General features: G+C 52.7%; 27 protein-coding genes. 18 read left to right on the plus strand and 9 right to left on the minus strand.

The features are described from left to right. The first annotated feature begins 13 nt into the window (after nucleotides 1–13). Complete coding sequence (locus ACLJRU_RS16970; RefSeq protein WP_001244061.1) at nucleotides 14–1,012, plus strand: LacI family DNA-binding transcriptional regulator; 999 nt, start codon at nucleotides 14–16, stop codon at nucleotides 1,010–1,012. A gap of 216 nt (nucleotides 1,013–1,228) precedes the next feature. Here the strand turns inward: ACLJRU_RS16970 and lptG are convergent, their stop codons facing one another. The 3 genes from lptG to ACLJRU_RS16985 form a co-directional block, all read right to left on the minus strand. Next, complete coding sequence (gene lptG, locus ACLJRU_RS16975; RefSeq protein WP_023235494.1) at nucleotides 1,229–2,311, minus strand: LPS export ABC transporter permease LptG; 1,083 nt, start codon at nucleotides 2,309–2,311, stop codon at nucleotides 1,229–1,231. Next, nucleotides 2,311–3,411 (minus strand): LPS export ABC transporter permease LptF, encoded by a 1,101-nt coding sequence (lptF, locus tag ACLJRU_RS16980; protein WP_000584132.1) that lies wholly within the window; start codon nucleotides 3,409–3,411, stop codon nucleotides 2,311–2,313. Before lptF ends, lptG begins: the two co-directional genes overlap by 1 nt. Before the next feature lie 63 nt (nucleotides 3,412–3,474). Beyond that, complete coding sequence (locus tag ACLJRU_RS16985) at nucleotides 3,475–3,525, minus strand: hypothetical protein (protein ID WP_212724070.1); 51 nt, start codon at nucleotides 3,523–3,525, stop codon at nucleotides 3,475–3,477. A 280-nt stretch (nucleotides 3,526–3,805) separates the two neighbouring features. Here ACLJRU_RS16985 and pepA point away from each other — a divergent pair, with 280 nt between their 5' ends. The 3 genes from pepA (at nucleotide 3,806) to ACLJRU_RS17000 (ending at nucleotide 8,753) form a co-directional block, all read left to right on the plus strand. Continuing rightward, complete coding sequence (gene pepA, locus ACLJRU_RS16990) at nucleotides 3,806–5,317, plus strand: leucyl aminopeptidase (protein ID WP_038394078.1); 1,512 nt, start codon at nucleotides 3,806–3,808, stop codon at nucleotides 5,315–5,317. A gap of 137 nt (nucleotides 5,318–5,454) precedes the next feature. Then, on the plus strand, nucleotides 5,455–5,898 hold the full coding sequence (gene holC, locus ACLJRU_RS16995; protein WP_001523689.1) for a DNA polymerase III subunit chi: 444 nt from the start codon (nucleotides 5,455–5,457) through the stop codon (nucleotides 5,896–5,898). Continuing rightward, on the plus strand, nucleotides 5,898–8,753 hold the full coding sequence (locus ACLJRU_RS17000; protein ID WP_023235493.1) for a valine--tRNA ligase: 2,856 nt from the start codon (nucleotides 5,898–5,900) through the stop codon (nucleotides 8,751–8,753). The genes holC and ACLJRU_RS17000 overlap by 1 nt, the downstream gene beginning before the upstream one ends. Before the next feature lie 141 nt (nucleotides 8,754–8,894). Here the strand turns inward: ACLJRU_RS17000 and ACLJRU_RS17005 are convergent, their stop codons facing one another. Then, nucleotides 8,895–10,082 carry a YjgN family protein gene (locus ACLJRU_RS17005; RefSeq protein ID WP_001066974.1) on the minus strand — a complete coding sequence of 396 codons (1,188 nt, stop codon included), beginning with the start codon at nucleotides 10,080–10,082 and terminating at the stop codon, nucleotides 8,895–8,897. A gap of 194 nt (nucleotides 10,083–10,276) precedes the next feature. Between ACLJRU_RS17005 and ACLJRU_RS17010 the strand changes: the two genes are divergently transcribed. The 3 genes from ACLJRU_RS17010 to ACLJRU_RS17020 all read left to right on the plus strand — a co-directional run bounded on the left by ACLJRU_RS17010 (nucleotide 10,277) and on the right by ACLJRU_RS17020 (nucleotide 11,576). Beyond that, complete coding sequence (locus ACLJRU_RS17010) at nucleotides 10,277–10,780, plus strand: GNAT family N-acetyltransferase (RefSeq protein WP_023235492.1); 504 nt, start codon at nucleotides 10,277–10,279, stop codon at nucleotides 10,778–10,780. 106 nt (nucleotides 10,781–10,886) lie between these two features. Then, nucleotides 10,887–11,375 carry a DUF3617 domain-containing protein gene (locus ACLJRU_RS17015; protein ID WP_000197498.1) on the plus strand — a complete coding sequence of 163 codons (489 nt, stop codon included), beginning with the start codon at nucleotides 10,887–10,889 and terminating at the stop codon, nucleotides 11,373–11,375. A 78-nt stretch (nucleotides 11,376–11,453) separates the two neighbouring features. Continuing rightward, nucleotides 11,454–11,576, plus strand: coding sequence for a hypothetical protein (locus ACLJRU_RS17020; protein ID WP_001541428.1), 123 nt, complete (start codon nucleotides 11,454–11,456; stop codon nucleotides 11,574–11,576). Between the two features lie 32 nt (nucleotides 11,577–11,608). Here the strand turns inward: ACLJRU_RS17020 and miaE are convergent, their stop codons facing one another. Together miaE and rraB are read right to left on the minus strand one after the other, a co-directional pair. After that, a complete protein-coding gene (miaE, locus tag ACLJRU_RS17025; protein ID WP_000218458.1) occupies nucleotides 11,609–12,421 on the minus strand; it encodes a tRNA isopentenyl-2-thiomethyl-A-37 hydroxylase MiaE in 813 nt (270 codons plus the stop codon). A gap of 11 nt (nucleotides 12,422–12,432) precedes the next feature. Then, nucleotides 12,433–12,849 carry a ribonuclease E inhibitor RraB gene (gene rraB, locus ACLJRU_RS17030; RefSeq protein ID WP_000002940.1) on the minus strand — a complete coding sequence of 139 codons (417 nt, stop codon included), beginning with the start codon at nucleotides 12,847–12,849 and terminating at the stop codon, nucleotides 12,433–12,435. A gap of 100 nt (nucleotides 12,850–12,949) precedes the next feature. Between rraB and argL the strand changes: the two genes are divergently transcribed. Both argL and argF (ACLJRU_RS17040) read left to right on the plus strand, forming a co-directional pair. Then, on the plus strand, nucleotides 12,950–13,045 hold the full coding sequence (gene argL / locus ACLJRU_RS17035; protein WP_223557565.1) for a putative translational regulatory protein ArgL: 96 nt from the start codon (nucleotides 12,950–12,952) through the stop codon (nucleotides 13,043–13,045). Continuing rightward, on the plus strand, nucleotides 13,015–14,019 hold the full coding sequence (argF, locus tag ACLJRU_RS17040) for an ornithine carbamoyltransferase (RefSeq protein ID WP_001541421.1): 1,005 nt from the start codon (nucleotides 13,015–13,017) through the stop codon (nucleotides 14,017–14,019). Before argL ends, argF (ACLJRU_RS17040) begins: the two co-directional genes overlap by 31 nt. A gap of 73 nt (nucleotides 14,020–14,092) precedes the next feature. Here the strand turns inward: argF (ACLJRU_RS17040) and ACLJRU_RS17045 are convergent, their stop codons facing one another. Then, entirely contained in the window at nucleotides 14,093–14,545 is a 453-nt protein-coding gene (locus ACLJRU_RS17045) for a YhcH/YjgK/YiaL family protein (protein ID WP_000583455.1), read from the minus strand. A 675-nt stretch (nucleotides 14,546–15,220) separates the two neighbouring features. Here ACLJRU_RS17045 and arcA point away from each other — a divergent pair. The 5 genes from arcA (at nucleotide 15,221) to ACLJRU_RS17070 (ending at nucleotide 20,634) form a co-directional block, all read left to right on the plus strand. Then, on the plus strand, nucleotides 15,221–16,441 hold the full coding sequence (gene arcA, locus ACLJRU_RS17050; protein WP_000410844.1) for an arginine deiminase: 1,221 nt from the start codon (nucleotides 15,221–15,223) through the stop codon (nucleotides 16,439–16,441). A 10-nt stretch (nucleotides 16,442–16,451) separates the two neighbouring features. Continuing rightward, nucleotides 16,452–17,384: a carbamate kinase gene (gene arcC, locus ACLJRU_RS17055; RefSeq protein ID WP_000428751.1), complete on the plus strand. Its 933-nt coding sequence runs from the start codon at nucleotides 16,452–16,454 to the stop codon at nucleotides 17,382–17,384. A 111-nt stretch (nucleotides 17,385–17,495) separates the two neighbouring features. Next, entirely contained in the window at nucleotides 17,496–18,500 is a 1,005-nt protein-coding gene (gene argF, locus ACLJRU_RS17060) for an ornithine carbamoyltransferase (protein ID WP_000237031.1), read from the plus strand. A 55-nt stretch (nucleotides 18,501–18,555) separates the two neighbouring features. After that, on the plus strand, nucleotides 18,556–19,959 hold the full coding sequence (locus ACLJRU_RS17065; protein WP_000514421.1) for a YfcC family protein: 1,404 nt from the start codon (nucleotides 18,556–18,558) through the stop codon (nucleotides 19,957–19,959). Nucleotides 19,960–20,145: 186 nt separating this feature from the next. Continuing rightward, on the plus strand, nucleotides 20,146–20,634 hold the full coding sequence (locus ACLJRU_RS17070) for an arginine repressor (RefSeq protein WP_000666051.1): 489 nt from the start codon (nucleotides 20,146–20,148) through the stop codon (nucleotides 20,632–20,634). On the opposite strand, the gene ACLJRU_RS17075 is transcribed toward ACLJRU_RS17070, so the two are convergent. Then, a complete protein-coding gene (locus ACLJRU_RS17075) occupies nucleotides 20,604–20,744 on the minus strand; it encodes a hypothetical protein (RefSeq protein ID WP_001541415.1) in 141 nt (46 codons plus the stop codon). The genes ACLJRU_RS17070 and ACLJRU_RS17075 overlap by 31 nt on opposite strands. Between ACLJRU_RS17075 and pyrL the strand changes: the two genes are divergently transcribed. From pyrL to ridA, 4 genes are all read left to right on the plus strand, one after another. Continuing rightward, entirely contained in the window at nucleotides 20,724–20,825 is a 102-nt protein-coding gene (gene pyrL, locus ACLJRU_RS17080) for a pyr operon leader peptide (protein ID WP_000249504.1), read from the plus strand. The two genes, ACLJRU_RS17075 and pyrL, sit on opposite strands and share 21 nt — an antisense overlap. Before the next feature lie 35 nt (nucleotides 20,826–20,860). Continuing rightward, nucleotides 20,861–21,796: an aspartate carbamoyltransferase gene (gene pyrB, locus ACLJRU_RS17085; protein WP_000013055.1), complete on the plus strand. Its 936-nt coding sequence runs from the start codon at nucleotides 20,861–20,863 to the stop codon at nucleotides 21,794–21,796. Nucleotides 21,797–21,808: 12 nt separating this feature from the next. Then, nucleotides 21,809–22,270: an aspartate carbamoyltransferase regulatory subunit gene (gene pyrI, locus ACLJRU_RS17090; RefSeq protein ID WP_000148570.1), complete on the plus strand. Its 462-nt coding sequence runs from the start codon at nucleotides 21,809–21,811 to the stop codon at nucleotides 22,268–22,270. A gap of 76 nt (nucleotides 22,271–22,346) precedes the next feature. Beyond that, nucleotides 22,347–22,733 carry a 2-iminobutanoate/2-iminopropanoate deaminase gene (gene ridA / locus ACLJRU_RS17095; RefSeq protein WP_000047544.1) on the plus strand — a complete coding sequence of 129 codons (387 nt, stop codon included), beginning with the start codon at nucleotides 22,347–22,349 and terminating at the stop codon, nucleotides 22,731–22,733. A gap of 85 nt (nucleotides 22,734–22,818) precedes the next feature. On the opposite strand, the gene mgtA is transcribed toward ridA, so the two are convergent. Then, nucleotides 22,819–25,527 carry a magnesium-translocating P-type ATPase gene (gene mgtA, locus ACLJRU_RS17100; protein ID WP_023235489.1) on the minus strand — a complete coding sequence of 903 codons (2,709 nt, stop codon included), beginning with the start codon at nucleotides 25,525–25,527 and terminating at the stop codon, nucleotides 22,819–22,821. Nucleotides 25,528–25,655 lie beyond the last annotated feature (128 nt).

Below are 25,655 nucleotides of genomic sequence, written 5' to 3' on the forward strand. Positions count from 1 at the left end.
TACTGGAGAAAACATGAGGAATCACAGAATTTCTTTGCAGGATATCGCTACGCTTGCAGGCGTGACAAAAATGACGGTGAGCCGTTACATCCGCTCGCCGAAAAAAGTCGCCAGGGAAACCGGCGAGCGTATTGCGCAGATCATGGAGGAAATTAACTACATACCAAATCGCGCGCCAGCTATGCTGTTAAACGCGCAAAGTTACACTCTGGGCGTGCTGATCCCCTCTTTTCAGAACCAGTTGTTTGCCGACATTCTTGCCGGGATTGAATCCGTAACGTCGGGTCATAACTACCAAACTCTCATTGCGAATTACAATTACAATCGCGATTCGGAAGAAGAGTCCGTTATCAATTTACTGTCTTACAATATCGACGGCATTATTCTTTCAGAAAAATATCATACCCTCAGAACCGTCAAATTCCTGCGCTCAGCTACCCTTCCGATTGTAGAACTCATGGATATCCAGGGCGATCGCTTAGATATGGAGGTGGGGTTTGATAACCGTCAGGCCGCCTTTGATATGGTCAGCACCATGCTGGATAAACGCCAGCGGCGGAAAATTCTCTATCTGGGTTCAAAAGACGATATCCGTGATGAGCAGCGTTATCACGGCTACTGCGATGCAATGACGCGCCGGGGGCTGGCGCCGTTGCGCATCAATCCCCGCGCTATCTCCTCTATCCATCTGGGGATACAGCTAATGCGTGATGCGCTTGCTGCGCACCCGGACGTGGATGGCGTCTTTTGTACTAATGACGATATCGCAATGGGCGCTCTACTGTGGTGCCGCGAGCGTCAACTGGCCGTACCGGAGCAGATCTCCATCGCCGGCTTCCACGGTCTGGAGATGGGCAGGCAAATGATACCGAGCCTCGCCAGCGTAATTACCCCTCGTTTTGAGATCGGGCGCAGAGCCGCGCAGATGTTGCTCAACAAAATTAAAAATAATGATCTCAACCATAATACGATTGATTTGGGTTATCAGATTTATCACGGCAGCACGTTATAAATTTTTTGATCTACTTTTTCCCGCAGCTTGCCTGAGCTTAACGCGTAGCCAAAAGCGCCACGCGTCAGGTTACGCACTACATCATTCGAGGAATACCAGGCTATCTGCCGGATGGCGGCGGAAAGGACTTATCAGGCCTACGGGTCATGGTAGGCCTGATAAGCGCAGCGCCATCAGGCACTGCGCTTTACTGCATTGCCGGATGGCGGCCTGTGATTACGACTTACGCAGCATTAGCCACAGGCTAATCAGGAAGAAAGACGCGCTCGGCAGCAGCGCGCCGACAATCGGCGGAATGCCGTATACCAGCGTCAGCGGGCCAAAAATCTGGTCGAGGACGTAGAAGACGAAGCCGAAGCTAATCCCCGTCACCACGCGCACGCCCATCGGCACACTACGCAGCGGGCCAAAGATAAACGACAGCGCCATCAGCATCATCACCGCCACGGAGAGCGGCTGGAAGATTTTACTCCACATATTGAGCTGATAACGTCCGGCGTCCTGTCCGCTCGACTTCAGATATTTAACGTAGTTATGCAGACCGCTGATGGAAAGCGCATCCGGGTCCAGCGCCACCACGCCTAACTTATCCGGCGTCAGATTCGTTTTCCAGGTGCCGCTCACCGTCTGCGAACCGGTGATCTGTTTCGGGTTTTGCAGATCGGACTCATCCACCTGCGACAAACGCCAGACCTTATGCTCCGGGTCGAATTTTGCCGAAGCGGCGTAACGCACCGACTGCAAACGACGCTGATCGTTGAAAACGTAAATGCTAATGCCGGCCAGCTCCTCGTCGCCCTTCACCCGTTCAATATAGACAAAGTTATTCCCGTCTTTCGCCCACAGACCTTGCTGGGTGGAAAGCAGCGAGCCGCCATACATCGCCTGCGCACGATAGTTACGCGCCATCTGCTCGCCCTGCGGGGCGACCCATTCGCCGATCGCCATGGTTAACAGCACCAGGGGGATAGCCGTTTTCATCACCGACAGCGCCACCTGCATACGGGTGAAACCCGATGCCTGCATCACCACCAGTTCGCTACGCTGCGCCAGCATCCCCAGTCCCAGCAGCGCGCCAAGCAGCGCCGCCATAGGAAAGAAGATCTGGATATCCTTAGGTACGCTGAGCAGGGTGTACATACCCGCGCCCAGCGCGTCGTAGTTACCCTGCCCCGCTTTTTTCAGCTGATCGACAAACTTGATGATCCCGGAGAGCGACACCAGCATGAACAACGTCATCATGATGGTGGTAAAAATGGTTTTACCGATATAGCGGTCAAGTACACCAAATGGCTGCATTATACCGCTCCTTTACGCAGAAAACGGGCACGCAGGCGGCGGACCGGCACCGTATCCCACAGGTTTAAACCAATCGCCAACGCCAGATAGATCAGGTTGACCGCCCACATCCAGATAACCGGGTCCAGTTTGCCTTTACCGCCATTCGATTTAATGGAGGTCTGGATCAGGAAGAACAGCAGATAAAGCAGCATGGCGGGCAACATAGACAAGACACGCCCCTGACGTGGATTCACCACGCTGAGCGGCACGACCATCAGCGCCATCATAAATACGGTAAAGACTAACGTGATACGCCAGTGCAGCTCGGCGCGAGCGCGATCGTTGTCGGTATTCCACAGCGTGCGCATGTCCATCTGGTCAGTATCGTTCGGGTCCAGCGCCACGGCCTGATGGCCAATAATCGCCTGATAGTTCTGGAAGTCGGTGATGCGAAAATCGCGTAGCAACGCCGTCCCTTCAAAACGCGTCCCTTTGTTTAAGGTGACAACCTGGGAACCATCGCGCAACTGAGTAAGGTGTCCGGAATCGGCCACTACCACAGAAGGACGAGCATTGCCCTTAGGGCGAATTTGCGCCAGGAAAACATCGTGGAAGTCGCTGCCGTCAACGCTTTCGATAAACAGCACCGAGCTGCCGTTGGTCGCCTGCTGGAATTGCCCCTGCGCCAGCGCCGCCATACCGGGGTTCGCTTTCGCCTCCGCCAGCACTTCATCCTGGTGTTTTGACGACCAGGGGCCGGCCCACATCACATTAACCGCCGCAAGGATACCGGTAAATAACGCCAGTACCATGGCGGCCTTTACCAGCACGGCTTTGCTCAACCCACAGGCGTGCATGACCGTAATTTCACTTTCGGTATACAGTTTGCCCAGCGTCATCAGCAGCCCCAGGAACAGGCTTAAAGGCAGGATGAGCTGCGCCATTTCCGGTACGCCCAGCCCCAGAAGCGAGAGCACCAGATTTGCGGGAATATCGCCGTCAACCGCCGCGCCGAGAATCCTCACTAACTTTTGACAAAAGAAGATCAAAAGTAAGATGAAGAGTATCGCCAGCTGGCTTTTGAGCGTCTCCCGCACCAGATATCTTATGATTATCACTTTAAATACGCCCGTAAAAACCCATTTTTTTGCTGGAATTTAGCTTGTTTCATGGCTTAAACGTCATTTATTCTCTTGAGTCGTCGAAATCATCGCTAAGATCATTATACTCAGCGGATTCACCTCTCAGAACTTGTTCTGACGTGCCAATGCCGTAATAACGTTAAGATTAACACGAAGTCACCGCAACAGCGGACATGAGTTACGAAAGCTTTCAATTTCTATACTCTAATGGATTTCGAGTTGCAGGCAGGCGGCAGGACTGTGGAGCCCCGGAGCTTACATCAGGTAAGTGACAGGGGTGAGCAGGCGCAGCCAACGCATCTGCAACTTGAAAGACGACGAGTATAGCTGTAGCCACCACTGTTGTCTTTAAGATTCAGGAGCATAGTGCATGGAGTTCAGTGTAAAAAGCGGTAGCCCGGAGAAACAGCGGAGTGCCTGCATTGTCGTGGGCGTCTTTGAACCGCGTCGCCTTTCTCCGATTGCAGAACAGCTCGACAAAATTAGCGACGGATACATCAGCGCATTGCTGCGTCGCGGCGAACTGGAAGGAAAACCGGGGCAGACTCTGTTGCTGCACCATGTTCCTAACGTTCTTTCCGAGCGAATCCTCCTCATTGGTTGCGGCAAAGAGCGCGAGCTTGATGAACGTCAGTATAAGCAGGTTATTCAGAAAACGATAAATACTCTGAATGATACTGGTTCGATGGAAGCCGTCTGTTTCCTGACCGAACTGCACGTTAAAGGCCGCAACAACTACTGGAAAGTGCGTCAGGCCGTCGAAACGGCCAAAGAGACGCTTTATAGCTTTGATCAACTCAAGACCAACAAGAGCGAGCCGCGCCGCCCGCTACGTAAGATGGTCTTTAATGTGCCGACCCGCCGTGAGCTCACCAGCGGCGAACGCGCCATTCAGCACGGTCTGGCCATCGCCGCCGGGATTAAGGCTGCGAAAGATCTCGGCAACATGCCGCCCAATATCTGTAACGCCGCCTACCTGGCGTCACAGGCGCGCCAGTTGGCCGACAGCTACAGCAAAAATGTCATTACCCGCGTGATCGGCGAACAGCAAATGCGCGAACTGGGTATGAACGCTTATCTGGCGGTCGGCCACGGTTCGCAGAATGAATCGCTGATGTCGGTGATTGAGTACAAGGGCAATCCATCCGAAGACGCGCGCCCGATCGTGCTGGTGGGTAAAGGCCTGACCTTCGACTCCGGCGGCATCTCCATCAAGCCATCTGAAGGGATGGACGAGATGAAGTACGACATGTGCGGCGCGGCGGCGGTTTACGGCGTGATGCGTATGGTCGCCGAGCTTCAGCTACCGATTAACGTTATCGGCGTACTGGCGGGCTGTGAAAACATGCCGGGCGGACGCGCGTATCGTCCGGGCGACGTACTGACCACCATGTCCGGTCAGACGGTTGAAGTGCTGAATACCGATGCTGAAGGCCGTCTGGTACTGTGCGACGTGCTGACCTACGTTGAGCGCTTCGAACCGGAAGCCGTCATTGACGTCGCGACGCTAACTGGCGCCTGCGTGATTGCGCTGGGCCATCACATTACCGGTCTGATGTCGAACCATAACCCGCTGGCGCATGAACTGATCGGCGCGTCCGAGCAAGCGGGCGACCGCGCGTGGCGTCTGCCGCTGGTCGATGAGTTCCAGGAACAACTGGAGTCCAACTTTGCGGATATGGCGAATATTGGTGGTCGTCCTGGCGGCGCTATCACCGCGGGCTGCTTCCTGTCGCGCTTTACCCGTAAGTATAACTGGGCGCACCTGGATATCGCCGGCACCGCCTGGCGATCCGGCAAAGCGAAAGGCGCGACGGGTCGTCCGGTAGCGCTGCTGTCGCAGTTCCTGCTCAATCGTGCGGGCTTTAACGGCGAAGAGTAAGTTTGAGATTACCCCGTAGGCCTGATAAGGCGCATTAGCGCCGCCATCAGGCGTTTTGCCGGATGGCGCTGCGCTTATCCGGCCTACGGGAGGCATCATGGCAACGCATTTAAATCCACCACAAGAAGCCCCATACTATGAAGAATGCGACGTTCTATCTTCTGGACAATGACACCACCGTCAACGGTTTAAGCGCCGTTGAACAACTGGTGTGTGAAATTGCCGCAGAACGTTGGCGCGCCGGCAAGCGCGTGCTGATCGCCTGCGAAGATGAGAAGCAGGCCATTCGGCTGGATGAAGCGCTGTGGGCAAGACCGGCGGAAAGTTTTGTCCCGCACAATCTGGCAGGCGAAGGCCCACGCGGCGGCGCGCCGGTTGAAATCGCCTGGCCGCAAAAACGCAACAGCAGCCCGCGCGATATTTTAATCAGCCTGCGTACAAGCTTTGCAGATTTTGCCACCGCTTTCACAGAAGTGGTAGACTTCGTCCCTTACGAAGAAACTTTGAAACAACTGGCGCGCGAACGCTACAAAGCCTACCGCGTGGCTGGTTTTAACCTGAATACGGCAACCTGGAAATAATGGAAAAGACATATAACCCCCAAGATATCGAACAGCCGCTTTACGAGCACTGGGAAAAGCAGGGCTATTTCAAGCCTAACGGCGACGAAAGCAAAGAGTCCTTCTGCATCATGATCCCGCCGCCGAACGTCACCGGCAGTTTGCATATGGGACATGCTTTCCAGCAAACCATCATGGATACCATGATCCGTTACCAGCGTATGCAGGGTAAAAACACCCTGTGGCAGGTCGGCACCGACCACGCTGGGATAGCGACCCAGATGGTGGTTGAGCGCAAGATTGCCGCTGAAGAAGGTAAAACCCGTCACGACTACGGCCGCGATGCGTTTATCGACAAAATCTGGCAGTGGAAAGCGAAATCCGGCGGCACCATTACCCGTCAGATGCGCCGTCTCGGCAACTCGGTGGACTGGGAGCGCGAGCGCTTCACCATGGACGAAGGCCTTTCCAATGCCGTGAAAGAAGTCTTTGTTCGCCTGTACAAAGAAGACCTGATTTACCGTGGCAAACGCCTGGTGAACTGGGACCCGAAACTGCGTACCGCCATCTCTGACCTGGAAGTGGAAAACCGCGAGTCCAAAGGCTCGATGTGGCACATCCGCTATCCGCTGGCCGATGGCGCGAAAACCGCAGACGGTAAAGATTATCTGGTTGTCGCGACCACCCGCCCGGAAACTATTCTCGGCGATACCGGCGTGGCCGTGAACCCGGAAGATCCGCGCTACCAGAGTCTTATCGGTAAATTCGTTATTCTGCCGCTGGTTAACCGCCGCATTCCGATTGTTGGCGACGAACATGCCGATATGGAAAAAGGCACCGGCTGCGTGAAGATCACCCCGGCGCACGACTTTAACGACTATGAAGTCGGGAAACGTCACGCCCTGCCGATGATCAACATCCTGACCTTTGACGGCGACATTCGCGAAAGCGCGGAAGTGTTCGATACCAAAGGTGAAGAGTCTGACGTTTATTCCAGCGAGATTCCGGCTGAGTTCCAAAAGCTGGAACGCTTTGCGGCCCGTAAGGCCATCGTTGCTGCCGTTGACGCGCTGGGCCTGTTGGAAGAAATTAAACCGCACGATCTGACCGTCCCTTACGGCGACCGTGGCGGCGTGGTTATCGAACCGATGCTAACCGACCAGTGGTACGTCCGTGCCGACGTGCTGGCGAAACCGGCGGTGGAAGCGGTTGAAAACGGCGACATTCAGTTCGTGCCGAAGCAGTACGAAAACATGTACTTCTCCTGGATGCGTGATATCCAGGACTGGTGTATCTCTCGTCAGTTGTGGTGGGGTCACCGTATCCCGGCATGGTATGACAACGACGGCAACGTCTACGTTGGCCGTACCGAAGACGAAGTGCGTCAGGAAAATAACCTCGGCGCCGACGTTGCGCTTCGTCAGGACGAAGACGTTCTTGATACCTGGTTCTCCTCCGCGCTGTGGACTTTCTCTACCCTCGGCTGGCCGGAAAACACCGACGCGCTGCGTCAGTTCCACCCGACCAGCGTGATGGTTTCCGGCTTCGACATCATCTTCTTCTGGATTGCCCGCATGATCATGATGACCATGCACTTCATCAAAGATGAAAACGGCAAGCCGCAGGTGCCGTTCCATACCGTCTACATGACCGGTCTGATTCGCGACGACGAAGGCCAGAAGATGTCCAAATCCAAGGGTAACGTTATCGACCCGCTGGATATGGTGGACGGCATCTCCCTGCCGGAACTGCTGGAAAAACGCACCGGCAACATGATGCAGCCGCAGATGGCGGAGAAAATCCGCAAGCGTACCGAGAAGCAGTTCCCGAACGGCATTGAGCCGCACGGCACCGACGCCCTGCGCTTTACCCTGGCGGCGCTGGCCTCGACCGGTCGCGACATCAACTGGGATATGAAGCGTCTGGAAGGCTACCGTAACTTCTGTAACAAGCTGTGGAACGCCAGCCGCTTTGTGCTGATGAACACCGAAGAGCAGGATTGCGGCTTCAACGGCGGCGAAATGACGCTGTCGCTGGCGGACCGCTGGATCCTGGCGGAATTCAACCAGACCGTTAAAGCCTACCGCGAAGCACTGGATAACTTCCGCTTCGACATCGCCGCGGGCATTCTGTATGAATTCACCTGGAACCAGTTCTGCGACTGGTATCTGGAGCTGACCAAGCCGGTAATGACCGGGGGTTCCGAGTCTGAACTGCGCGGCACCCGCCATACGCTGGTCACCGTACTGGAAGGTCTGCTGCGCCTGGCGCACCCGATCATTCCGTTCATCACCGAAACCATCTGGCAGCGTGTGAAGGTCATTTGCGGTATTACTGCCGACACCATCATGCTGCAGCCGTTCCCGGAATATAACGCCGCACAGGTGGATGAAGCCGCGTTGGCCGATACCGAGTGGCTGAAGCAGGCGATCGTTGCCGTACGTAACATTCGTGCGGAAATGAACATCGCCCCGGGCAAACCGCTGGAACTGCTGCTGCGCGGCTGTAGTGAAGAAGCCGTTCGTCGTGTTAACGACAACCGTAGCTTCCTGCAAACCCTGGCGCGTCTGGAAAGCATCACCGTGCTGCCAGCCGATGACAAAGGTCCGGTTTCCGTGACCAAAATCATCGACGGCGCCGAACTGCTGATCCCGATGGCTGGCCTCATCAACAAAGACGATGAGCTGGCGCGTCTGGCGAAAGAAGTGGCGAAAATCGAAGGTGAGATTGCCCGTATCGAAGGCAAGCTGTCCAACGAAGGTTTCGTCGCCCGTGCGCCGGAAGCGGTGATTGCCAAAGAGCGTGAGAAGCTGGACAGTTACGCAGAAGCCAAAGCGAAACTGATTGAGCAGCAGGCGGTTATTAGCGCGCTGTAATCTGAAAGCCTGATGGCGCTTCGCTTACCAGGCCTACACGTTCGCTTATTGAAATGGCGCGATCGGTAGGCCGGATAAGGCATTCACGCCGCCATCCGACAACATGAATTATGGGCCGACGTAAACGTCGGCCTTTTTACATCAGATAAACGGGAAGTAAGGCATGATGCCACGAGAAATCCACATTAGCAGGCTGTTTTCCAGCGGCTTCTCATCATTGGTTAACTCAAGCGAATCCAGATCGCCCTGGACCTGTGTATTCTGCGCCAGCCAGCTCACCAGCCAAATTTTCAACCACGGATAAGCCAGCCCTAAGGTCACGCCGGAAATCACAAACACCACCAGTAACCGCCACAGCATACCGTGTGCAGTGACAGAGGAATGAAAACGAATCGAATCGTTCGCCAGTGACAAATTGTTTAAAAACAGGTTGCGTAACGCCACATATAAGTAACTGGTTACCACAATAATCGCGAGAAAATAGAGGAAATAACATGCCATTATCTGGCCATAATATTGCAGAATAAGCGCCCCTCCTGCCTGCGCATTCCCCATCATACTCAAAAGAATCATGTCGGTGAACACCGGCGCGATTAGATAACCAATCACGACAGCAAAAGGGAAAAGGGTCAACATTGCCAACACGCACCCTCTGATGCACGTTTTAACATTAACCTGAATCGAGAAACGATGAATGCCAAAGTTTGCGCCATTGCCAAACAAGGTCATCCATTTGCTGTAGGTAATACCGTTAATGACCCCTATCCCAATAATAGCCAGCAAACCGAGAAAAACGATATTGAACACTAAACCGCCGACGGCGATGGTTACCAGTGAGATAATATAAAGAACAATATAAAGCGCCACCATCAGGAGTACCGGGAGAGCGAACATGTACCACCAGGCGCGCCGCATGGAACACTGGAATCCAAAATGTACGCCATTAAGCGAAGTCATCATCGCCTGATACTGTAATCCTTTCACCGCCATAAAAGGAATAATCGCAATTAATAAGCCGAATAGCGTAAAACCGAGACCGGGATGACCGTGTTCAATAAGAGAGAGGCTAACAATATAAATAATAAAAACTAACAACACACTAATAAATAATGCGCCGCCCGTGGCTTTGTAAGCAAAAGGCTGATTGTTTAGCGTCATATTAGTATAAATATAACGTCGACATTTCACCATCGCCCACGGCGCATAGATTCCCAACGTGATACACGTCAACAAGAAATTCACAAGGCAAATAACAAAATACTTTCCGCCCTTGCCTGTAAACACCAACGTGTGATTATGGTTATCTTTACTACTGATAACGTTATTCATGAATCATATCCCTGAATTACAATCTATTAGAATTAATAATAAAAACCAGTAAATTGTTACTGATTTGACTACGATACTATTTTTGTTTAATTTTTCCGCCTTTTATTTTGTCTGATTCAGGATCTCCTTGCGCGTAACTCAAGACGGTGGTATTAAAGTAATCTATAAATAAATTTTAAAAATTGAGCCATATTATGAATAATGTCGCCTCGCCAACGCTCACGGTGCGCCGAATCACTACCGCCGACAATGCCGCTATTGCCCGTGTCATCCGTCAGGTTTCAGCGGAATACGGACTTACCGCCGATAAAGGTTATACCGTTGCCGACCCCAATCTGGATGAACTGTATCAGGTTTATAGCCAACCGGGCGCGGCCTACTGGGTGGTAGAGCAAAACGGTTGTGTGGTGGGCGGCGGCGGCGTGGCGCCGTTATCCTGTAGCGAACCAGACATTTGTGAACTGCAAAAAATGTATTTTTTACCGGTGATTAGTGGTCAGGGGCTGGCGAAAAAGCTGGCGCTGATGGCGCTGGAGCATGCCCGTGAACAGGGTTTTAAACGCTGCTATCTGGAAACAACGGCTTTTTTACGCGAGGCGATTGCGCTATACGAACGTTTAGGATTTGAACATATTAGCGAGCCGCTCGGCTGCACCGGACATGTCGATTGCGAAGTGAGGATGTTAAAGGATCTCTGAAAACCAGGCGTTTATTTATCCTCGTCAGGTATTATTTTTGCTGATATAAGTAATCCCGGAAACATCCTGTTATCCGGGAATCACTTATTATTCAAGGAAGTTATAAATGACACGCCTATTATCAGCAATTGTTTTCCCCGCTATGTTTATTAGTATCTCTAATGTATATGCATTAGATATACAGCCCGGCGAATGGAAAATGGAAAATATAGAAATGCGCACCATCAATCCAGATACAAAAGAAGTATTAATGGATGAAAAAAATTCGGGCATAGCGACGCTTATGTGTTATACCCCTAAAATGTCTGAAGATTCTAAAAAAATGGTGAAGGGGTTTTCTACCAGTGCAGGCGGTTGCACGACAACATTTGTAGAAAGTACGGATACCAAACTGATCAATGAGACTGTCTGTAATAATCCTGATGTCAAATCGCACTCTATTGTAGAAACGACGAAAATAAGCGATACAGAATTTGCGATGACCATGAAATCGGATGTCGATGCAGGAGGTAATAAAACAACCTCCATCAACAAAATTAAACAAACCTTTGTTGGCAAGACCTGCTCTGAAGCGTCAAAAGGCGTGAAACAGTAACTATTTCAACACAAAAACCCGTAGTGATGATGCAAAAATGGCATTGTTCAAGGTCACCTTTCGGGAATATAACACTGAATGAGTTCTTTTTGCCTGCCGCAGGGCAGGCTTTACTCAGGACAGAATATCATGAAAATGACTTTTTCTGCTCGCCAGCAGTTTGATGTCGGGCGGATGACCACGCAGGTGGCGACAGCGTAAAAGATAAAAACGCTAATCTTTAATTTTACCCTTTATCCGGCGGCTGGCACGCCGCTATGAAAACGAAACTCGCGGTCTGGCGACAAGATAAGATCAGCTTCCACCTCGCCAAAATAGCGCACGCGCGCAGAAATGTCCTCGGCGGAAATCTGCTGCGCCAGCTCCAGGTAATCCTGATAATGCCGCGCTTCGGAGCGCAGAAGCGAGAGATAAAACGTCTGTAAATCCTCATCCAGCCAGGGCGCCAGAGCGGCAAAACGTTCGCAGGAGCGGGCTTCGATATACGCCCCGCAAATCAGCTTATCAATTAAGGTGAGCGGTTCGTGCGTGCGTACCGCTTTCAACATTCCTTTCGCGTAGCGGCTGGCGGTGATTTTCACATAAGGAATGTTTCTGGCCTGCATGACCTCGCGTACCTGCCAAAAATGGTGCAACTCCTCTTTAATCAATAACACCATACGGTCGATAAGCTGACGACCCCAGGGGTCATCAGTTTGCGGCATGGCGCTTTTGCTAACCTGTCTATGCAGGGCAACAAAATCCGGCTCCGGCCCCTGACGAAACGCGAACGCCTCGTAAGGTTGCAGCCAGGCGAGCAGCGCGTCGGCGCCCGATTTATCGGCGACATATTTACGCACCAACAGCAACGCGGTTTGCGCAGCCTTCAGTTCGCAGATCAAGTGATCGGTAAGCAGAAGAGGAAGATTTTGCGGATCGCGGGCCTGGACAATCCACGCCTGCGGCGTCGGGCAATGCAGGAAATTAAGCACCGGAGAGAGTATTTGCGGGTAATTCATACGTAACCTGTTAAAAAAATACGACAGCAGACGCTGCCGTACCGTCATACTATGCAGCTTTAGTGACGCACGCCGTCGTCATCTTCATCGACATAATCGTCGTCATCACCCTCTTCGCCATTAGGGTCTTCAAAATAGGTTCCCCAGCCGTCGTATTCAACATCATATTTTTCCGCCAGGTTCATCAGTTGCTCAACCTGAGCGTCGATGAGTTCGGCGTTCAACGCGCACTCGCTGAGGATGTCGCAACAAATAACCGTATCGCCCTCTTCCACTTCCAGCTCTTCCGGCTCCGTCACTTCATAGCCGAGTTTAAAGGCTTCTACCGCGGCTTTTTCCAACGTTTCGAAATCGTCAGCGGAAAGGTGATGCTCGATAGTGTACAGCGCATCCGGATCGCTGCCGTCCTCAAGTAACTCTTCAATAATTAACCGCGTTTCTTCACGCTGCTCTTCCAGTAGTTCCGGGTTTGCCATAGCTCGTTCCTCATAGATGTCCTGCCGATACTCTTATTGTCACATACCGCCGACGTTGCCTCCACCTTATCGAGAAAAGTTTTATCAAACAGGGTTGCAAATGAATAATCATCCATATAAAGTGAATTTTAATTCAATGAGAGGCCTAAGCCATGTGAGGGAAGTATGTATACGTTTTACCAAAAACCTTTTTTAAAGTTACTTGATTTCACCACCAGCGAGCTCACTGCTCTGTTGCAGCTTGCCGCCAAACTGAAAGCCGATAAGAAAAACGGTAAAGAAGAACAAAAGCTGGTGGGTAAGAATATTGCGCTCATCTTCGAAAAAGACTCGACCCGGACACGATGCTCTTTCGAAGTTGCCGCATACGATCAGGGGGCGCGCGTGACGTACCTGGGTTCCAGCGGGAGCCAGATCGGCCATAAAGAGTCCATCAAAGATACTGCCCGCGTCCTGGGCCGGATGTTTGACGGTATTCAGTATCGAGGATATGGCCAGGAGATCGTCGAAACGCTGGCTGAATATTCCGGTGTGCCGGTATGGAACGGTTTAACCGATGAGTATCACCCAACGCAATTACTGGCGGATCTGCTCACCATGCAGGAACATCTGCCGGGTAAAGCCTTTAACGAGATGACGTTGGTCTATGCCGGAGACGCGCGTAATAACATGGGTAACTCCATGCTGGAAGCCGCCGCGTTAACAGGATTGGATCTCCGTCTGGTCGCGCCAAAAGCCTGCTGGCCGCAAGCCGCGTTAGTGGCGGAGTGCAGCGCCATGGCGAAAAAGAACGGCGGCGCCATCACCCTGACCGAAGATATCGCCTCAGGCGTAAAAGGCGCGGATTTTATCTATACCGATGTTTGGGTCTCTATGGGCGAACCCAAAGAGAAATGGGCGGAGCGTATTGCCCTGCTGCGTGATTATCAGGTCAACAGCCAGATGATGGCGTTAACCGGCAATCCGCAGGTTAAGTTCCTGCATTGTCTGCCTGCGTTCCATGATGACGAAACCACGCTCGGCAAAAAAATGGCCGAAGAGTACGGTTTACATGGCGGGATGGAAGTGACCGACGAGGTTTTTGAGTCTGCGGCCAGCATTGTCTTTGATGAAGCGGAAAACCGAATGCATACCATCAAAGCAGTAATGGTAGCGACGCTGTCTAAATAATGTCGTGATGATGCCGGATGGCGGTTGGCCTACAAGATCGCAACGTGCAGGCGCCGCCATCCGGCACAAAATATTACGCCATCAGCATTTTCACAACCGCTTTACGTACCCGCGCCGGTTCTCCCACCGCGCACAGGGGCTTATGCACTTCGCCGGGATAAAACACCACAAAGTCGCCTTCGTTCAGGACGACGGTTTTCTCGTCGACGCTCGTCGGTAAAAATGCAATGTCTTTATCCGCCAGCCAGTCCGTGTGCGGCGTTCCCGCAGGCCGGGTACTGAATGCCATCCCTTCCTGACCTTGTAGCACAATCTGAATATCAAGATAACGGGCGTGATACTCTGCGCTGCGCGATTCGCCCGGCTCCGTCATATTTTCAGAAATCATATAAAACAGCCTGTCGCCGTCAATGTCATACTTACCTGGCGCGGTCGTTGCCGTGACATGCGCATTGACGTGCTCAATCGCCTGCCGTAACGCCGTCGGCAGCCAGGCCTCCAGATGTTCAATATTGCCAATAATCATCGCATCCCCTTAGTTAAAACAGCGTGTTATTTTTCTCTTTATACGAGAAAAATGGCTGCCATACTACCCTTACTCTCATCGATTTTGCGCCAGCGCATGTTTATCGCCAGCGGTGTTTATATATTGTTAATAGTTCGCCCAACTTTATGCAGTACCTATGCATAAACCCCAGCGGCGCCAAATTGCCATCACTAACAACGCTTTGATATTAAAGGCGTTAACATAAAAACGTTTTAGCGATCACAATTCGCTCTCCCTGCATAAATGACTTCTATATCCATAGTTATTTTTAAATTATTTAAATATCCCCGATAATAAAATCCCCCTCACGCATAGTTATGCAACCATTAAAAATAATCATTTTATTTTCAATGAGTTAAGATTTAAATATCATTCAATACAACAAACAAATAATTAACAATAAAAAAATAACAAACCATATAGCTGCGTAGTAATTCATTTAATGCCTTATTGTTTTTTGAATTTTTCTGACCCGGCTCATATATTAAGTAAGAAAAATAGCACTCCTTGATTGATGTGAATCTCATCACATTAACAACCCAAATAAAATTCAATCATTGCTCCCGAATTTAACTGAAACGCCGCGACTGCAAGCACGCTAAATATTTGCAGCCACTCCTTCTTTATTCTTGAAATTATGTAAAAGGTATAATGATGGAAAAGCATTTTGTCGGTTCTGAAATCGGTCAATTACGCAGCGTAATGTTGCATCGGCCCAATCTCAGCCTAAAAAGACTTACCCCTTCAAATTGTCAGGAATTACTTTTTGACGATGTATTATCCGTAGAGCGCGCTGGCGAAGAGCATGACATTTTTGCCAACACGCTGCGCCAGCAAGGGATAGAAGTGTTGCTGTTAACCGACCTGCTCACCCAAACGCTGGATGTGGCTGACGCTAAAGCCTGGCTACTGGATACGCAAATTTCCGATTATCGCCTTGGGCCCACCTTTGCCGCAGATATTCGCGCCTGGCTGGCGGATATGCCGCACCGTGAACTGGCTCGCCATTTAAGCGGCGGTTTAACTTACGGCGAAATTCCCGCCTCCATAAAAAATATGGTGGTCGATACTCACGATATTAATGACTTTATTATGAAGCCATTACCGAATCACCTATTTACCCGTGACACGTCCTGCTGGATATATAACGGCGTCTCAATTAACCCCATGGCGAAACCTGCACGCCAACGTGAAACGAATAATTTACGTGCTATTTATCGCTGGCATCCTCAATTCGCAGGCGGTGATTTCATTAAATATTTCGGCGACGAGGACATTAATTACGACCACGCCACTTTAGAGGGCGGCGATGTGCTGGTGATTGGCCGCGGCGCGGTGTTGATCGGTATGTCTGAACGTACTACGCCGCAGGGCGTCGAGTTCCTGGCGCAGGCATTGTTTAAACATCGTCAGGCGGAACGCGTCATTGCCGTTGAACTGCCAAAACATCGCTCCTGCATGCACCTTGACACCGTCATGACCCACATTGATATCGACACCTTCTCCGTCTATCCGGAAGTCGTTCGCCCGGACGTTCAGTGCTGGACGCTGACGCCAGACGGACGCGGCGGTCTGAAACGAACCCAAGAGAGCACGCTGGTTCATGCTCTTGAAAAAGCGCTTGGCATCGATCAGGTGCGCTTAATCACCACTGGCGGCGACGCATTTGAAGCTGAGCGCGAACAGTGGAATGACGCCAATAACGTGCTCACCCTGCGTCCCGGCGTGGTGGTGGGCTATGAGCGCAACATCTGGACCAACGAAAAATACGACAAAGCCGGCATTACCGTCCTTCCCATTCCCGGCGATGAACTGGGTCGCGGGCGCGGGGGCGCACGCTGCATGAGCTGTCCACTGGAACGCGATGGTATTTAAAGGAGACGTTATGGAAAACAAACGCACACTGGTCGTCGCGCTGGGCGGCAATGCGCTGCTCAAACGCGGCGAACCGCTGGAGGCTGATATTCAGCGTAAAAATATCGAACTGGCGGCCAGAACCATCGCCCAGCTTACGCGGCAATGGCGCGTGGTGTTAGTGCACGGCAACGGCCCACAGGTAGGACTGCTGGCGCTACAAAATAGCGCCTACGCTAACGTTACGCCCTACCCGCTCGATATTCTCGGTGCGGAAAGCCAGGGCATGATTGGCTACATGCTGCAACAGGCGCTGAAGAATCATCTGCCGGAGCGTGAAATCAGCGTCCTGCTCACCCAGGTCGAAGTCGATGCCAACGACCCGGCATTCCTCAATCCAACCAAATATATCGGCCCCATTTACGACGAAGCGCAGGCCCGTGCGTTACAGGCAGAAAAGGGCTGGGTATTCAAAGCCGACGGTAACGCCTTCCGCCGCGTTGTGCCCTCCCCGCAGCCGAAACGCATTGTGGAAAACGATGCCATCCGCGCGCTGATTAGCCGCGATCACCTGGTTATCTGTAACGGCGGCGGCGGCGTGCCGGTCGTGGAAAAAGCCGATGGCTACCACGGTATCGAGGCGGTGATCGACAAAGATCTGTCCGCCGCCCTGCTTGCCAGCCAAATTCACGCCGACGCGCTGCTCATTCTGACCGATGCCGACGCGGTGTATCTCGACTGGGGCAAGCCCACCCAACGCCCGCTGGCGCAGGTTACGCCGGAGCTGCTTCGTGAAATGCAGTTCGACGCCGGTTCGATGGGCCCGAAAGTGACCGCCTGCGCTGAGTTTGTCAGCCATTGCCGCGGCATTGCCGGAATCGGCTCGCTGGCGGATGGGCAAGCCATTCTCGCGGGCGAGAAAGGTACTTTGATTCGGTGTGAAACCGCCGACGTTGACGCATAAGGCTTTTTACCGGATGGCGGCTTCCGCCTTATTCGGCCTACAGAGCGCGCATAACCGTGGGCCGGATAAGCGCAGCGCCATCAGGCAATTCATTTTAACAAGGATATTGTAATGGTTATTTCACTGAAAAATCGTAACTTTTTGAAGCTGCTTGACTACACCCCGGCGGAAATCCAACACCTCATAGATCTGGCTATTGAGCTGAAAGCCGCAAAAAAAGCCGGATGCGAAAAGCAAACACTGATCGGCAAAAACATCGCGCTGATTTTTGAAAAAACCTCTACCCGCACCCGATGCGCGTTTGAAGTCGCCGCGTTCGACCAGGGCGCGCAGGTGACTTATCTCGGCCCAAGCGGCTCGCAGATCGGCCATAAAGAGTCCATGAAAGATACTGCTCGCGTCCTGGGGCGGATGTATGACGGCATCGAATATCGCGGTTTTGGTCAACACATTGTGGAAGAGCTGGGGGAATACGCGGGCGTTCCCGTCTGGAACGGCCTGACCGATGAATTTCACCCCACACAGATCCTGGCCGATCTAATGACCATGCTGGAACACGCGCCGGGTAAAACGCTGCCGGAACTGAGCTTCGCCTACCTGGGCGACGCGCGCAACAACATGGGCAACTCGCTGATGGTGGGCGCGGCGAAGATGGGCATGGATATCCGCCTGATAGCGCCAAAGTCCTTCTGGCCTGATGCCGCGCTGGTCGCGCAGTGCCGGGAAATCGCCAGCGTTACCGGCGCTCGTATCACCTTAACGGAGAGCGTTGAAGATGGCGTTCACGGCGTGGATTTCCTCTATACCGACGTCTGGGTCTCGATGGGAGAACCCAAAGAAGCCTGGGCGGAGCGCGTCAGTCTGATGACGCCATATCAGGTCAACCAGCAGGTGGTAAACGCTACCGGTAATCCTGATGTGAAGTTTATGCACTGCCTGCCCGCCTTCCATAACGAGCACACCAAAGTGGGACGCGAAATCGAAATGGCTTACGGCCTGAAAGGACTGGAGGTCACGGAAGAGGTGTTCGAGTCCGCAGGCTCGATAGTCTTCGATGAAGCGGAAAACCGGATGCACACCATCAAAGCGGTCATGGTGGCGACGCTCGGCGACTAATCCCACAGGATATGCGCCCTCGCGGCGCATATCCGTGATATCAGGAGAGAACATCATGGGTAAATTTAAATTTCCCACCGCTTATACCATCCTGTTTATTCTTATTGCCCTGGTCGCGGTGATGACCTGGATTGTGCCGGCGGGAAAATACCAAATGGCGATGAACGCCACGCTGGGAAAAGAGGTGCCGGTGGCGGGAACGTATGCCCCCGTGGACGCGCATCCGCAAGGGATTACCGCTGTTTTACTGGCGCCGATTGACGGCCTCTATAACCACGAAACCTACACCGCCGGCGCCATTGACGTCGCGCTGTTTGTCTTGATTATCGGCGGCTTTCTGGGGGTGGTGAATAAAACGGGGGCGATTGATGCCGGTATTGAACGGGTAACAGCCAAACTCAACGGCAAAGATGAGTGGATGATCCCCATTCTGATGGCGCTGTTCGCCGCAGGCGGCACTATCTATGGCATGGCGGAGGAGTCGTTGCCCTTCTACACGCTGCTGGTGCCGGTTATGATGGCGGCCCGCTTCGATCCGTTAGTGGCGGCGGCAACCGTACTGCTCGGCGCGGGGATAGGCACGCTCGGTTCGACCATTAACCCTTTCGCCACGGTCATTGCCGCCAACGCCGCCGGCATTCCTTTTACTCAGGGAATGCTGATGCGCGTACTGCTGTTAATTGTCGGCTACGTACTGTGCGTGTTTTGGGTAATGCGCTATGCGCGCAAAGTCCGCGCCCATCCTGAGCTTTCTATCGTGGCGGATAAAATGGAGGAAAATCGCACCCATTTCCTCGGCAATCGCGCCAATACACTGCTGGAGTTTACGGCTACCCGGAAATGGGTGCTGCTGATCTTCGCCGCCTCTTTCGCGGTGATGATTTACGGCGTGGCGGTTCTCGGCTGGTGGATGGCGGAAATCTCCGGCGTCTTTCTGGCGGCGGCGATTATCGTTGGCGTGATAACGCGGATGGGTGAGGAAGCGTTCACCAGTACCTTTATCGACGGCGCGCGGGATTTGCTCGGCGTGGCGCTAATTATTGGTATCGCGCGCGGCATTGTGGTGGTCATGGATAACGGTATGATTACCCACACCATTTTGCACAGCGCGGAAAGTCTGGTTTCCGGCCTCTCTACCACCATTTTCATAAACGTAACCTACTGGCTGGAAGTATTGCTCTCCTTCCTGGTGCCCTCCTCTTCCGGTCTTGCCGTATTGACAATGCCCATTATGGCGCCGTTAGCGGATTTTGCCCACGTACAGCGGGATTTAGTCGTAACCGCCTACCAGTCGGCCTCCGGGATTGTGAACCTGGTTACTCCCACCTCCGCCGTGGTCATGGGCGGTCTGGCAATCGCGCGGGTTCCCTATGTCCGCTATCTGAAATGGGTCGCGCCACTGTTGCTGATCCTGACATTGCTGAATATGGCGGTACTGAGCATCGGAGCGATGATGTAACGAGCCAGATGGCGACGCGTCTTATCCGACAGGACTGATAAGCACAGCGCCATCAGGCACGTCGTCACCTTTTTTGATCGGCTTCTCATTTTCCTGCAAAACCGCCCGATTGATCCGCAATCGATGTGACAAATGCGATGAATTTCGCCAGTCCGTTGATATTAATAATAAAGATAAGGTGCATTTATGAAGGAATACGATGATTACTCCGCCAAAGAACAACAGCAACTGGCGGTTTGTCAGCGCCTGATTAGTGAAAAAAGTTACCTGTCCCAGGAGGAGATTCGCCGCGATTTACAAAATGAGGGATTTGAAGGTATCAGTCAGTCTACGGTTTCGCGCCTGCTCAAGCTGCTGGGCGCAATAAAAATCAGAAATACGAAGGGACAAAAGATTTATTCCGTAAATCCCCAGCGGCGACCTTCGCCGGATGCCGGACGTTCAATAGCCGAAATGGTCGTTAGCGTTGAACATAATAGCGAATTTATCCTTATCCATACGGCGGCAGGTTATGGTCGCGCCGTCGCGAGAATTCTGGATTACCACGCATTGCCGGAAATTCTCGGCGTCGTTGCCGGTAGCAGTATTGTCTGGGTCGCACCACGGGTCGTTCAGCGCACGGCGCTGGTACACAAACAAATTAATTATTTGCTTAAAATGAATTTAAATTCATAAGAACCGTTTGCGATGAGTAAATCATGCATTAATCGCTTGATCCCAAAACAGAGCTGAGTATAATCGCGGACAATTTGCCGGGAGGAAGCATGGTTCAGTGTGTACGACATTCTGTCTTACCGCGTCTGAAAAAAGACGCAGGCCTGCCGTTTTTCTTTCCGTTGAAAACCAATACCAAGCCCCTCAATTGAGGGGCTTTTTTTTGCCCAGGCGTCAGGAGATAAACATGGCTAACCCGCTATATCAAAAACATATCATTTCCATAAACGACCTCAGCCGCGACGATCTTAATCTGGTACTGGCGACGGCGGCGAAATTAAAAGCCAACCCGCAGCCGGAGCTTTTGAAACATAAAGTGATCGCCAGCTGCTTTTTCGAAGCCTCCACGCGTACCCGCCTGTCGTTTGAAACTTCAATGCATCGCCTGGGCGCCAGCGTAGTGGGCTTCTCCGACAGCGCCAACACGTCGCTGGGGAAAAAAGGAGAAACGTTAGCCGACACGATCTCAGTGATTAGCACTTACGTGGACGCGATTGTGATGCGCCATCCGCAAGAAGGCGCGGCACGTCTGGCGACGGAGTTTTCCGGTCAGGTGCCGGTGCTCAATGCGGGCGACGGTTCGAATCAGCATCCGACGCAAACCCTGTTGGATCTGTTCACCATCCAGGAAACGCAGGGCCGTCTGGATAACTTGCATATCGCGATGGTCGGCGATCTGAAATATGGCCGCACCGTGCATTCGCTAACCCAGGCGCTGGCGAAATTTAGCGGCAACCGTTTTTATTTTATCGCGCCGGACGCGCTGGCGATGCCGCAGTACATTCTGGATATGCTGGATGAAAAAGGGATGGCCTGGAGCCTGCATGGTTCTATTGAAGAGGTCATGGCCGACGTCGACATCCTCTATATGACTCGCGTACAGAAAGAGCGTCTCGACCCGTCGGAGTACGCCAATGTGAAGGCGCAGTTTGTTCTGCGCGCCAGCGACCTGAACGGCGCGCGTGAAAATATGAAAGTGCTGCACCCGCTGCCGCGGATTGATGAAATCACCACGGATGTGGATAAAACGCCACACGCCTGGTACTTCCAACAGGCGGGCAACGGTATTTTCGCTCGCCAGGCGTTACTGGCGTTAGTACTGAATAGCGAACTGAGTCTGTAAGGGAGAAAAACGATGACACACGATAACAAACTGCAGGTTGAAGCCATTAAATGCGGCACCGTGATTGACCATATCCCTGCGCAGGTAGGCTTTAAACTGCTGAGTCTGTTTAAATTGACCGAAACCGATCAGCGAATCACTATCGGTCTGAATCTCCCGTCTGGCGAGATGGGGCGTAAAGACTTAATCAAAATAGAAAACACCTTTCTCACCGAAGAGCAGGTTAACCAACTTGCTCTGTACGCGCCGCAGGCCACCGTTAACCGCATCGACAACTACGACGTAGTCGGGAAATCACGCCCCAGCCTGCCAGAGCGTATTAATAATGTGCTGGTTTGCCCGAACAGCAACTGCATCAGCCACGCGGAACCAGTATCCTCCAGCTTTGCAGTGAAAAAACGCGCCAATGATATCGCCCTCAAATGCAAATACTGTGAAAAAGAGTTTTCGCATTATGTGGTGCTGGCCAACTAATTTGGGTTGGTTATGAGATCCTGGCTCCCTATAATGAGCGGGGACATTCTATTACCGCTGTAATTCAGGAGAAATCATGAGCAAAACTATTGCGACGGAAAATGCACCAGCAGCAATCGGCCCATACGTACAGGGCGTTGACCTGGGTAGCATGGTAATCACTTCCGGTCAGATCCCGGTCGATCCGAAAACCGGTGCCGTAGCGGAAGACGTATCCGCTCAGGCACGTCAGTCGCTGGAAAACGTTAAAGCTATCGTGGAAGCCGCTGGCCTGAAAGTAGGCGACATTGTGAAAACGACCGTCTTCGTGAAAGACCTGAACGATTTCGCGACCGTCAACGCCACCTACGAAGCCTTCTTCACCGAGCACAACGCCACCTTCCCGGCGCGTTCCTGCGTGGAAGTTGCCCGTCTGCCGAAAGACGTGAAAATTGAGATTGAAGCGATCGCTGTTCGTCGCTAACGCTCGTTTATAGATAGTGGCCGGATGGCGCTATCGCTTATTCGGCCTGATATGCCATCCAGGCCGATTCACAATACTTCGACGCTTACTGCCAGCCATAACGTCTGCTGTAAAACCCTTTCACCAACTGGGTTAACGTCATATATCCCGCCAGAATGGCAATCAGCCACGGGAAATAGCTTAACGGCAGCGCCTGCAACTGCAGGTAAGACGCCAGCGGCGAAAACGGCAACGAGACTCCCACCACCATCACCAACAATGTCATCGCCATCAGCGGCCAGGCGGCGCGACTTTGAATAAACGGCAGACGGCGGGTACGGATCATATGCACAATCAGCGTTTGCGACAGTAATCCCACCACAAACCAGCCGGACTGGAACAAAGTTTGCGTTTCTGGCGTATTCGCATGAAATACCCACCACATCAGACAAAAGGTCAAAATGTCGAAAATCGAGCTGATCGGACCGAAAAAGACCATAAAGCGCCCCAAATCCGCCGGATTCCAGCGCTGCGGCTTTTGAATTTGTTCTTCATCGACATTATCAAACGGAATCGCCACCTGGGATACATCGTACAGTAGGTTTTGAATCAGCAAGTGCAGCGGCAGCATTGGCAGGAACGGCAAAAAGGCGCTCGCTACCAGCACGCTAAACACGTTACCGAAATTTGAGCTGGCCGTCATCTTGATATATTTCAACATATTAGAAAAAGTACGACGACCTTCAATGACGCCTTCTTCCAGCACCATCAGGCTCTTTTCCAGCAGAATAATATCGGCGGCTTCACGGGCGATGTCCACCGCGCCATCTACCGAGATACCAATATCCGCCGCCCGCAACGCCGGGGCATCATTAATCCCGTCGCCCATAAAACCGACCACATGCCCCTCGCGTTTGAGCAAAGTGACGATGCGCTCTTTATGCATCGGCGTCAGACGCGCAAACAACGTCGTACGGGCGGCCAGCGCCGCCAGCGCGTCGTCGCTTAACCCCTCAATATCACTGCCAATAACGACATCGCCCGCATCCAGCCCAACCTCATGGCAAACTTTCGCCGCTACCAGCTCGCTGTCGCCGGTGAGAATTTTCACCGTAATTCCGCTCGCCTTCAGCGCTTTCAGCGCCGGCGCGGTGGTCTCTTTCGGCGGATCGAGAAAAGCAATATACCCTTCCAGGATCAGGTCAGATTCATCGATACGCTGGTAATCGCCCTCACGTGCAGGCAAGTATTTGGTCGCGACGGCGACCACGCGTAGCCCCTGACGGTTCAGCGTGTCGGTAACGCGTTTCACCCGGCGCAGCATATTGTCGTCCAGCGGCACAATATCGCCGTTGTGGCGCACCTGAGTACACACGTTCAGGATCTCCTGTAACGCGCCTTTGCAGACCAGTTGATGCACGCTCGAATCTTCGGCCACCACCACCGACATCCGGCGACGCTCAAAATCAAACGGAATCTCATCGATTTTCTGCCAGCGTCCGGAGAGCTGACGCGCGGCGGTTTCGTCTACTCCCTCCAGGACTGCCGTATCCAGTAAATTTTTTAGACCGGTCTGATAATGGCTGTTCAGCCAGGCGCAATGCAGTACATGCTCGCTGGGCTTACTAGAGATATCCGTATGATTCTCCAGCACAATTTTATCCTGCGTCAGTGTGCCGGTTTTATCGGTGCACAGAATATCCATCGCGCCGAAGTTCTGAATCGCATCAAGGTGCTTCACGATAACTTTCTGTTTCGAGAGCTTCACCGCCCCGCGCGCGAGGGTGGAGGTGACGATCATCGGCAACATTTCCGGGGTGAGCCCTACCGCGACCGAGAGCGCAAATAGCGCCGCTTCCCACCAGTCACCTTTCGTGTAACCATTAATAATCAGTACTACCGGCGCCATGACCAGCATAAAGCGGATCAGCAACATACTGACGCGGCTAATTCCTTTCTGGAAAGCGTTCTGCTCGTTATCTTGTTCCGACACGCGCCCCGCCAATTGACCAAACCAGGTGTCGGCGCCGGTCGCCATCACCACGGCCTGCGCCGTTCCGCTCACGACGTTCGTCCCCATAAAGCACAGCGTGTCGCACTCAAGCGGGTTATTTTGCCGGGGCTCACGCGTCGCGGCGACTTTCTCGACTGGCAGAGATTCGCCGGTCAGCGACGCCTGGGCGACAAACAGATCGCGCGCCTGGATAATCCGTAAATCCGCCGGGATCATATCCCCCGCCGCCAGCTTAATAATATCGCCGGGCACCAGTTGATCGATGGGTAATTCCAGCCAGGCGTTTTCGCCATTTTCATTAATAACCCGCAGTACGGTAGCGGTATTGCTCACCATCGCTTTTAGCGCGTCCGCCGCTTTCGTCGAGCGTGCTTCCTGCACAAAATTCAGCAACGTTGAGATACCGACCATCAGGGCGATAACGCCTGCGGCAAACAGATCCTCCGTGGCATAAGAAATGCCGCCAAGAATCGTGAGTAAGATGTTGAAAGGATTGCGATAACATACCCACAGATGCACCCACCACGGCGCGGGTTTCTGTGCCGGAAGGCGGTTTTCGCCATGCTTTTCACGCGCGCGCGTCACCTCGGCGGCGTTTAATCCCTCCGGGTGCGTATCAAAAACGCGCCAGAGAGTTTCCTGCTCCATTGCCGCGACTTTCAGACAGCGCTCGCTCAGCGAAGGCGGGATAGTCGCATTTACCGCGGTCTGCGCGCCGGGCAGCGGATCGCGGTGAACCAGACGATAAGGCAAATGGCGATTAAGCCGGGCAAAAAGCTGGCGGGTAATGGTTTTTAGCATAGGTAATCCCTCCGCGCCGAAGTCAGGCGCAGAAAATTCTTCAGGCACGGCAAAGCCTTGCCCGATGAGCAATGTTTAAATAAAAACAGGGACGTTATTGTGTCACTGTCTTACACACCGGTAAGACA

The organism is Salmonella sp. SAL00653 (assembly GCF_046552515.1).
Lineage (GTDB): Bacteria > Pseudomonadota > Gammaproteobacteria > Enterobacterales > Enterobacteriaceae > Salmonella > Salmonella enterica.

Bases quoted from the DNA above. Each gene is read 5' to 3' on its own strand.
- ACLJRU_RS16970 (WP_001244061.1), top strand. From the start codon at position 14: ATGAGGAATCACAGAATTTCTTTGCAGGATATCGCTACGCTTGCAGGC.
- lptG (WP_023235494.1), bottom strand. From the start codon at position 2,311: ATGCAGCCATTTGGTGTACTTGACCGCTATATCGGTAAAACCATTTTT.
- pepA (WP_038394078.1), top strand. From the start codon at position 3,806: ATGGAGTTCAGTGTAAAAAGCGGTAGCCCGGAGAAACAGCGGAGTGCC.
- holC (WP_001523689.1), top strand. From the start codon at position 5,455: ATGAAGAATGCGACGTTCTATCTTCTGGACAATGACACCACCGTCAAC.
- ACLJRU_RS17000 (WP_023235493.1), top strand. From the start codon at position 5,898: ATGGAAAAGACATATAACCCCCAAGATATCGAACAGCCGCTTTACGAG.
- ACLJRU_RS17005 (WP_001066974.1), bottom strand. From the start codon at position 10,082: ATGAATAACGTTATCAGTAGTAAAGATAACCATAATCACACGTTGGTG.
- ACLJRU_RS17010 (WP_023235492.1), top strand. From the start codon at position 10,277: ATGAATAATGTCGCCTCGCCAACGCTCACGGTGCGCCGAATCACTACC.
- ACLJRU_RS17015 (WP_000197498.1), top strand. From the start codon at position 10,887: ATGACACGCCTATTATCAGCAATTGTTTTCCCCGCTATGTTTATTAGT.
- ACLJRU_RS17020 (WP_001541428.1), top strand. From the start codon at position 11,454: ATGAGTTCTTTTTGCCTGCCGCAGGGCAGGCTTTACTCAGGACAGAAT.
- miaE (WP_000218458.1), bottom strand. From the start codon at position 12,421: ATGACGGTACGGCAGCGTCTGCTGTCGTATTTTTTTAACAGGTTACGT.
- rraB (WP_000002940.1), bottom strand. From the start codon at position 12,849: ATGGCAAACCCGGAACTACTGGAAGAGCAGCGTGAAGAAACGCGGTTA.
- argL (WP_223557565.1), top strand. From the start codon at position 12,950: ATGAATAATCATCCATATAAAGTGAATTTTAATTCAATGAGAGGCCTA.
- argF (WP_001541421.1), top strand. From the start codon at position 13,015: ATGTATACGTTTTACCAAAAACCTTTTTTAAAGTTACTTGATTTCACC.
- ACLJRU_RS17045 (WP_000583455.1), bottom strand. From the start codon at position 14,545: ATGATTATTGGCAATATTGAACATCTGGAGGCCTGGCTGCCGACGGCG.
- arcA (WP_000410844.1), top strand. From the start codon at position 15,221: ATGGAAAAGCATTTTGTCGGTTCTGAAATCGGTCAATTACGCAGCGTA.
- arcC (WP_000428751.1), top strand. From the start codon at position 16,452: ATGGAAAACAAACGCACACTGGTCGTCGCGCTGGGCGGCAATGCGCTG.
- argF (WP_000237031.1), top strand. From the start codon at position 17,496: ATGGTTATTTCACTGAAAAATCGTAACTTTTTGAAGCTGCTTGACTAC.
- ACLJRU_RS17065 (WP_000514421.1), top strand. From the start codon at position 18,556: ATGGGTAAATTTAAATTTCCCACCGCTTATACCATCCTGTTTATTCTT.
- ACLJRU_RS17070 (WP_000666051.1), top strand. From the start codon at position 20,146: ATGAAGGAATACGATGATTACTCCGCCAAAGAACAACAGCAACTGGCG.
- pyrL (WP_000249504.1), top strand. From the start codon at position 20,724: ATGGTTCAGTGTGTACGACATTCTGTCTTACCGCGTCTGAAAAAAGAC.
- ACLJRU_RS17075 (WP_001541415.1), bottom strand. From the start codon at position 20,744: ATGTCGTACACACTGAACCATGCTTCCTCCCGGCAAATTGTCCGCGAT.
- pyrB (WP_000013055.1), top strand. From the start codon at position 20,861: ATGGCTAACCCGCTATATCAAAAACATATCATTTCCATAAACGACCTC.
- pyrI (WP_000148570.1), top strand. From the start codon at position 21,809: ATGACACACGATAACAAACTGCAGGTTGAAGCCATTAAATGCGGCACC.
- ridA (WP_000047544.1), top strand. From the start codon at position 22,347: ATGAGCAAAACTATTGCGACGGAAAATGCACCAGCAGCAATCGGCCCA.
- mgtA (WP_023235489.1), bottom strand. From the start codon at position 25,527: ATGCTAAAAACCATTACCCGCCAGCTTTTTGCCCGGCTTAATCGCCAT.